The 6,915-nt window shown below is 69.7% G+C and carries 8 protein-coding genes and 1 pseudogene; 4 read left to right on the top strand and 5 right to left on the bottom strand.

All coding sequences use genetic code 11. The features are described 5' to 3' along the window. Positions 1 to 44: 44 nt before the first annotated feature. Together ACFWFI_RS39385 and ACFWFI_RS39380 are read right to left on the bottom strand one after the other, a co-directional pair. The gene (locus tag ACFWFI_RS39385) at positions 45 to 1,664 is read right to left on the bottom strand and encodes a sodium/solute symporter (RefSeq protein ID WP_387400232.1); all 1,620 of its coding nucleotides are present in this window, start codon (positions 1,662 to 1,664) and stop codon (positions 45 to 47) included. Continuing rightward, positions 1,661 to 2,263 carry a DUF485 domain-containing protein gene (locus tag ACFWFI_RS39380; RefSeq protein ID WP_387400230.1) on the bottom strand — a complete coding sequence of 201 codons (603 nt, stop codon included), beginning with the start codon at positions 2,261 to 2,263 and terminating at the stop codon, positions 1,661 to 1,663. The genes ACFWFI_RS39385 and ACFWFI_RS39380 overlap by 4 nt, the downstream gene beginning before the upstream one ends. A gap of 349 nt (positions 2,264 to 2,612) precedes the next feature. Here ACFWFI_RS39380 and ACFWFI_RS39375 point away from each other — a divergent pair. Further along, positions 2,613 to 2,816 (top strand): annotated as a pseudogene (locus ACFWFI_RS39375) (IS5/IS1182 family transposase); the annotation flags it as partial. A 58-nt stretch (positions 2,817 to 2,874) separates the two neighbouring features. Here the strand turns inward: ACFWFI_RS39375 and ACFWFI_RS39370 are convergent. The 3 genes from ACFWFI_RS39370 to ACFWFI_RS39360 form a co-directional block, all read right to left on the bottom strand. Further along, a complete protein-coding gene (locus tag ACFWFI_RS39370) occupies positions 2,875 to 3,492 on the bottom strand; it encodes an SUKH-4 family immunity protein (protein ID WP_387400227.1) in 618 nt (205 codons plus the stop codon). A 68-nt stretch (positions 3,493 to 3,560) separates the two neighbouring features. Beyond that, the gene (locus ACFWFI_RS39365) at positions 3,561 to 3,812 is read right to left on the bottom strand and encodes a DUF397 domain-containing protein (protein WP_387400224.1); all 252 of its coding nucleotides are present in this window, start codon (positions 3,810 to 3,812) and stop codon (positions 3,561 to 3,563) included. Next, positions 3,809 to 4,630 (bottom strand): helix-turn-helix domain-containing protein, encoded by an 822-nt coding sequence (locus ACFWFI_RS39360; RefSeq protein ID WP_387400222.1) that lies wholly within the window; start codon positions 4,628 to 4,630, stop codon positions 3,809 to 3,811. The genes ACFWFI_RS39365 and ACFWFI_RS39360 overlap by 4 nt, the downstream gene beginning before the upstream one ends. Positions 4,631 to 4,742: 112 nt before the next feature. Here ACFWFI_RS39360 and ACFWFI_RS39355 point away from each other — a divergent pair, with 112 nt between their 5' ends. Genes ACFWFI_RS39355 through ACFWFI_RS39345 form a run of 3 tightly spaced genes read left to right on the top strand, consistent with a single transcriptional unit; the run spans position 4,743 to position 6,880 of the window. After that, complete coding sequence (locus ACFWFI_RS39355; protein WP_387400219.1) at positions 4,743 to 5,189, top strand: ATP-binding protein; 447 nt, start codon at positions 4,743 to 4,745, stop codon at positions 5,187 to 5,189. A 15-nt stretch (positions 5,190 to 5,204) separates the two neighbouring features. Beyond that, a complete protein-coding gene (locus ACFWFI_RS39350; RefSeq protein WP_387400216.1) occupies positions 5,205 to 6,242 on the top strand; it encodes an NAD(P)/FAD-dependent oxidoreductase in 1,038 nt (345 codons plus the stop codon). Then, positions 6,239 to 6,880, top strand: a complete 642-nt coding sequence (locus ACFWFI_RS39345) for an SAM-dependent methyltransferase (RefSeq protein ID WP_387400213.1) — start codon at positions 6,239 to 6,241, stop codon at positions 6,878 to 6,880. Before ACFWFI_RS39350 ends, ACFWFI_RS39345 begins: the two co-directional genes overlap by 4 nt. Positions 6,881 to 6,915 lie beyond the last annotated feature (35 nt).

Raw genomic sequence — 6,915 nt, 5'->3', positions numbered from 1 at the left:
GCCTGGAACTTCAGGCCGGGCGCCCTTTCGTCGGGGCGTGCGCGTCAGGACGCGGAAGCGCTGTTCGCCGCGGGTGTGCCGGCCAGGATCGTCTCCTCCACCGCTTCGTACCGCATGCCCTGGTCGCCCGTGGCACGTCCGTGGAGCACCGTGCCGAGCCAGCCCGCGAGGAAGCCCAGCGGGGCCGAGAGGATGCCCGAGGTGGTGAACGGGAACCAGTTGAAGTCCTGGTCCGGGAAGATCGCCTGGGGCGATCCGGACACCAGGTTGCTGCCGGTCATGAGGATGAACGCGGAGGCGCTGCCCACGATGAGGGTGCAGAGCAGTCCCGTACGTGAGTAGCGGCGCCAGAAGAGGCTGTAGATGAGGGCCGGTGCGACCGCGGACGCGCCGATGCAGAACGACAGGGTGAGCAGTGCCTGAAGGTTCAGATGCCGTGCACCGGCGGCGATCGCGATCGCCACGAGCCCGACGACCGCCGCGGCGGTCCGGGCGATGGCCATCTCTGCGGAGGCTTTCAGTTGCGCCTTGCGGCGCAGCCCGTGCGTGATGAGGTCGTGCGCCAGGGTGTTGGCGCAGGCGAGGGTGATCCCGGCGACCGAGGCCAGCAGGGTGAGGAAGATGGCTGTTGCCACAGCCGTGAACAGCAGTGTCTCGACGGTCGTCTGCTCCGTGCCCATGACGGCCTGGCTGACCATGAGGAACGCTGTCTTGCCCTGCGGGTCGCCGGCGACGATCCCCTGGTGGCCGACGATCGCCGCCGCGCCGAAGCCGATGACGGCGATCAGCAGACAGGTCACGACAACGGTCGACACGGCCCAGGACATCGAGCGCCGCACGGCTGCCGCGCTGCGTGCGGTGAACATGCGCATGGTGATCTGCGGCAGCACCGCGGCGCCGAGCACGACCGTCAACTGAGTGCTGATCATGTCGAGTTCGTTGCCGCCGAACTGCAGACCGGAGGCGAGATAGGCGTCTCCCGCCCCGCTGCCGCGCTTGGCGGCGTCCAGCAGGGAGGGCAGGCTGAAGTCGAAGCGGTTGAGGATGAGCGCGGCGATCGCGAGGGACGCGCCGAGCAGGACGACGGTCTTGACGATCTGGATGAAGGCGGTGCCCTTCATGCCGCCGATCGCCGCGTACGCGATCATCAGCAGGCCCAGGAACACGATCGCCCCGGTCTTGAAGCCGTCGGCGTCGAAGCCGAGGACGACGGAGAGGAGATCGCCGGCGCCCGCGAGCTGGAAGATCACCAGCGGCAGCAGTGCGGTCAGGGTGACCGCGGCCGTGGTGATCCGCACGGCGGGTCCGGGGAGACGCCGGGTGAAGACGTCGCCGATCGTGAACCGGCCGGCGTTACGCAGCGGTTCGGCGAGCAGGAACATCATCAGGACCAGCGAGAGCACGGTGCTCAGGACGAGCGTGACGCCGTCGTAGCCGACGAGCGCGATGATGCCGATGGTGCCGAGCACGGTGCCGGCGGAGATGTAGTCGCCGGCGATCGCGAGGCCGCTCTGCACGGGGGAGAGCGAACGGTAGCCGGTGTAGAAATCGCCCAGGTCGTCACGATCGGGGCCGGTTATCACGCACAGCAGCAGCGTGACAGTGATGACCGCGATGAACGCCATCAGCGACATGGTCTGGGCCTCGGAGCTGAAGCTGGTCATGCGCGCGCACCTCCGGTGGGCTGCTGCCACACGGGGCGTCCGGAGCGGCTCTGGCGTTCTGGCCGGGGCGCGGCTGCCGCGGCCGCCTGCGCGGCGCGTTCGCGGATCGCCGCGGCGAGCGGGTCGACGTGGTTGCGCGCGCTCCGCTCGTACAGCGCGATCGCAGCCAGCGCCACGGGCAGTTGGAGAAGCCCCAGGACCAGACCGGTGGTGAGACCACCGGTGATGCTGCTGGTCATCATCGAGGGGGCGTAGCCGGACAGGAAAAGGAAGATGACGAAGTAGCCGAGCGCGGTGAAGGTGGCGACGCGGCGGAGCCTGCGGTAAGCCGATCCGAGCCGGTGCAGATCATCACGATCGTCGGTGGCGGCGGGCGGTTGCGGCTGCGGGGACGCGTCCCAGGGCTGCTGCGCGGAGTCCCAGCCCTGCGGCGAGGAGTCCCACGCTCGCGGGGACGAGTCCCAGGCTGCGTGTGGATCGGTGTCCCATGACGGCGATCCACCCTCCCAGGACTGCGACGCCGCCTCTTGGCGGTGCCGCCCGGCATTCCGGTGCTGGGGTACGGGCGGTGGGCCGGGGAAAGGCTGGTGGTACGACATCGATCTCGCTCCTTGCGGCCCCGGGGAACGGGCGGGTGGCGCTGGTGGTCCGCGTACGTTACTCATGGGTATAGCTCCTGTGTAAGGGGGTTTCCGACCGCTCGGTATGTCGGTTCGGTGACGATCCTGTGCGCGTGGCAACGGAACCCGCGGTAACCCCCGTCGTGGAACTTCCCGCAGGTCACGGGTGAGTCTCGGGCCATCCCTCGGGCCGGGCAGGCCGCTCGGCGCGACCGGTCCGGCGAATGCGCAGGGCGGGCCGACGATGCGGTCGGGTGGATGCCCTCGGCTGCCCCCGGCCCGGATCGGCCTGTCCTGCTGCCGATGGCATGGCAGGAACGCCTCCGCCCGCGAGCACCTGCGCGAGTGCGGTATCCGGGCGGTCATCCCCGTTCCGGCCGATCAGTGCTGCCATCGGCTGCGGCGCGGCAGCCGGGGCGGCAGGCCATCCGCCTTCGACCGCGAGGCATACAAGCAGCGCAACACCGTCGAACGCCGCATCAACCGCTTGAAACAGTGGCGAGGCATCGCCACCCGCTATGAGAAGACGGCATTGAGTCTCTTGTTGAGTGCCTGGTCCCCGATGAGTCACGGGCGACATCGGCCGGCAATCACCCGTACAGCGAGCGGGCTCCCGGGCTGTTGCCCTCGAAGCGCCGGCCCGCGGCGATCTCTTCTCCGACCACCGACCAGACGGTCTCGTCGTCCTGGAAGGGGAGCGGGTCGATGCAGCTCGTCTCCTGACGGATTCGCTCGACCTCGCGCTCCAGACGCTCGAAGTCGGCTTCCTCGTCGCGGGCGTCGCCGCTGAAGACGAACTCCTCGAGCAGGCGCTGGAACCGGAGGGTGACCTGGATGAGGGAGGAGACGTCCGTGTGGAGTTCCCGCACGGTCTCCTCGTCGGCGTCGAAGGCGTGCACCTTGCCGGAACCGCGGTCGAGGGCGAGGTGGGCATTGAGCAGCCAGCCGATGACGGGCCACTCGCCCGCGTCCTCCGAAGCATCCTCGAAGCCCTCGGTGTGGACGACGTCCTGGACCAGGGGCAGCCGGCCGGAGTCCTCGTCGGGCTCACGCAGGTGGAGCGTCCCGGTGGGGACGCCGACGGTCTGCAGGAGGCGGGCGCCCCCGGTGTCCGCGGTGGAGGGCGGAAAGGCGGTGGCGGGCAGGGCCGCGAGCCGGTCCTCGCCGAAGATGTCGGCGAGTTCGCCGCGGGTGACTTCGAAAAGCACTGCCGGAACTCCGAACTCGGCGCCGGCACGGGCGCCGTGGGACTCTTGGCGAAGAGCTGGTAACAGTGCTAAGCCGCGGCGCTGACGAACGCGGCCCAGGCGGCCGGGGGTACCGTCAGGACCGGGCCGTCGGTGACCTTGGAGTCGCGGATGTGCACGGCGGCGGGGTGGGCGGAGACCTCGACGCAGTCGCCGCCCTGGTCACTGCTGTAGCTGGACTTGCGCCAGTCGTAGGCGACTTCGAGGCAGGCACCGCCCTGGTCGCTGCTGTGGCTGGACTTGAACCACGAGAGATTCGTGCCGTGTGCCGCGCGAGTCATGACTCTCCAAGCAGGTCGTCCAGTAGGCGCGCGCTGTTCTCGACGGAAAGCGCCTGCGAACGCAGCATCCCATATTTCTGGTGAAGGACACTGACGTCATCCGGATCATCGTGGAGCACACTGGTCAGCTGTGCCTCCACGTAGGCCAGGTGGTCGTGATCGGGTGTCTCCAGCAGGACCATCGGACCGGCCAGCCCGGCGTGTTTGGGTAGCTTCATCGGCATGATCTGGAGCCCCAGGAAGGGGAGTTCCATGCATTTCCGCAAGCGCTGGATCTGCTCGCGCCGCATGCCGGGGTCCCCGATTTCGCTGCGAAGGATGCTCTCCTCCAGGATGAAGTGGAGCATGGGCCGAGGCCTGCGTTCGAGGAGCTGCTGCCGGTCGAGCCGGGCAGCCACCCACTCTTCGCGCTGCTCCTCTTCGAGCGGTGGATAGAGGCAGGAGAACACGAACCGGGCGTATTCCTCGGTCTGGAGAAGCCCCGGAACCACCTGGTTCTGATACGACAGCAGAGTCACCGCCTCCTGCTCGTACTCCACGAAGTCCTGCACGAACGCCGGGAACCGCTCCTTCTGCGGCACCTTCGCCACCGCGACCCGCAACACCCCCTTGGTCTCCAGCAGTTCGTCCAGCTGCGTCGCGAAGTCCGCCTGGAGTGGCCGGCGGCCCTGCTCGATCGAGGCGATCGTGTCCTCGCCGACGCAGAACCGGTCGGCCAGGGACGTCTGCGTGTGCCCGGCCGCGCGGCGGAAGGCGGCGAGCTGAGCGCCGATGACGTGCCAGGACGTGACCCGCTTGTTCCTCTTTGCCGAGTGCATGACGTGCCTCTCCCCGTACGCGAACCCCGCCGGACCCGTCAGTACTCGTACAGACGCGGTGTACGACCTGACGCGGTGACCCAGAGTAGTGACGTTCTGTGACCATCGTCCCGTGAATGAATCAACGCGACTCGTCTCCTTCCGTGAGGCGTTCTACCGCCGGGAGCGCAGGTCGGTCCCCCTCGTGCGCCAGTTCGTCCGTGAGGCTCTGCTCGACTGGGCGTGCGAGGCGGACCTCGACGACGTACTGCTCTGCGTGAGCGAACTCGCGACCAACGCGCTGGTGCACGGCGTCCCGCCCGGGAGGGGGTTCCGGGTGCAGCTGACCTGGGGGGACGTGCTCCGGATCGAGGTGCACGACAGCGGGGGCGGCGAGGTTCGCGGGGGGGCTGCCCCTGCTCCGTACGCGGAGTACGGGCGCGGGCTGCTGCTGGTCGGGGCGCTCGCCGACACGTGGGGGGTGGGGGAGCGCAGCCCGGGGAAGACGGTCTGGTGCGAGTTTGCCGGTTCGGCAAGCAAACTTGTCGAACCGGGGGGTCGCGCGCACCATCTTCCGTAACAGGAGGTGTTCCGTATGAGCGAGATGAACCAGCGGTACGACGTCGTGGTGATCGGCGGTGGGGCAGCCGGGCTGAGCGGGGCGCTCGCCCTCGCCAGGGCGCGGCGTTCCGTGCTCGTGATCGACGCGGGCAGCCCGCGCAACGCGCCCGCGTCCCACGCCCACAACTACCTGGGCCGGGAGGGCATCCCGCCCCTGGAGCTGCTGGCCATCGGCCGGGCCGAGGCGGCGGACTACGGCGCCGAGATCGTCCGGGGCGAGGTCGTCTCGGCCGAGAAGCTGTCCGAGGGCTTCCGTGTCGTGCAGGCGGACGGGAGCGCCGTCGAAGCCCGCCGCCTGCTCGTGACGACCGGGATCGTCGACGAGCTGCCGCCGGTGGACGGCCTCGCCGAGCGCTGGGGCAACGAGGTGCTGCACTGCCCGTACTGCCACGGCTGGGAGGTGCGGGACAGGCCCGTCGGTGTTCTGGCGTTCAGCCCCATGGCCGTTCACCAGGCGCTGCTCTGGCGGCAGTGGACCGACGACGTGGTGCTGTTCCGCCACGAGCAGCCCGACTTCACCGACGAGGAGTACGAGCAGCTCGCCGCCCGGGGCATTTCCGTGGTGGACGGCCCCGTGGCCGCGCTGGAGACGACCGACGACCGGCTCACCGGTGTGCGGCTGGCCGGGGGCATGGTGATCCCGCGCGAGGCGGTCGTGATCCAGCCGCGCTTCACCGCGCGGTCGGCGGTCCTGGAGAGCCTCGGGCTGGTGCCCACCGAGATGGCGATGGGCGACCACGTCGTCGGCACCTACCTCGCGGCAGACCCCGCAGGAGCCACCGACGTGCCCGGTGTCTGGGTGGCCGGTAACGTCGCCAACCTCATGGAGCAGGTCGTCGGAGCGGCGGCCGCGGGGCTCAAGGCGGCGTCGATGATCAACATGGACCTCGTCACGGACGACACCCGCCGCGCGGTCGACGCCCGTCGCGTGCCATTCTCGGCCGATGCCGAGCGCCAGGTCACCGAGCGTGTGCTCGGAGACCGCCGTCACGGATTCCAGGAGATTCGATGACCACCGACAGCACCCGGACCGACGCCGAGATGTGGGACGACCGGTACCGCGAGAGCGGCCGGATCTGGAGCGGGAACCCCAACGTCGCGCTCGTCCGTGAAGTGGAGGGGCTCAAGCCGGGCCGCGCCCTCGACCTGGGCTGCGGCGAGGGTGCCGACGCGGTCTGGCTCGCCCGGTGGGGCTGGAAGGTCACCGCCACCGACATCTCGCGCGTCGCCCTGGAGCGCGCGGCGGTCCACGCGGCCGAGGCCGATGTCGCGGACCGGATCGACTGGCAGTGGCACGACCTGGGGGCCTCGTTCCCCGAGGGGGAGTACGACCTGGTCTCCGCCCAGTTCCTGCACTCCATGGGTGACCTGCCGCGCGAGCGGATCCTGCGGCAGGCAGCCTCGGTGGTCGCGCCCGGCGGTGTGCTCCTGATCGTCGGGCACGCCGGCTTCCCCTCCTGGGAACACGACCACCCCGACATGGAGCTGCCGACGACGGACGAGGTGCTCGCGTCCCTCGAACTCCCGGACGGGGAGTGGGAGGTGCTGCTCAGCGAGGAGCACGAGCGCGTCCAGAACGACCCCGACGGCAACCCCACCACCCGCACCGACAACACGCTGAAGGTGCGCCGCGTGGCACCCGGCCGCTGACGACGAGCGCCCGCCGTCCTCCCCGGAAGGGGAGG

It is taken from the genome of Streptomyces sp. NPDC060209, assembly GCF_042728155.1.
Taxonomy (GTDB): domain Bacteria; phylum Actinomycetota; class Actinomycetes; order Streptomycetales; family Streptomycetaceae; genus Streptomyces.
Note: the sequence above shows the minus strand (reverse complement) of the source record. Positions and strands in the feature narration are given on the sequence as shown.

Bases quoted from the DNA above. Each gene is read 5' to 3' on its own strand.
- ACFWFI_RS39350 (WP_387400216.1), top strand. From the start codon at position 5,205: ATGAGCGAGATGAACCAGCGGTACGACGTCGTGGTGATCGGCGGTGGG.
- ACFWFI_RS39385 (WP_387400232.1), bottom strand. From the start codon at position 1,664: ATGACCAGCTTCAGCTCCGAGGCCCAGACCATGTCGCTGATGGCGTTC.
- ACFWFI_RS39345 (WP_387400213.1), top strand. From the start codon at position 6,239: ATGACCACCGACAGCACCCGGACCGACGCCGAGATGTGGGACGACCGG.
- ACFWFI_RS39365 (WP_387400224.1), bottom strand. From the start codon at position 3,812: ATGACTCGCGCGGCACACGGCACGAATCTCTCGTGGTTCAAGTCCAGC.
- ACFWFI_RS39380 (WP_387400230.1), bottom strand. From the start codon at position 2,263: ATGTCGTACCACCAGCCTTTCCCCGGCCCACCGCCCGTACCCCAGCAC.
- ACFWFI_RS39360 (WP_387400222.1), bottom strand. From the start codon at position 4,630: ATGCACTCGGCAAAGAGGAACAAGCGGGTCACGTCCTGGCACGTCATC.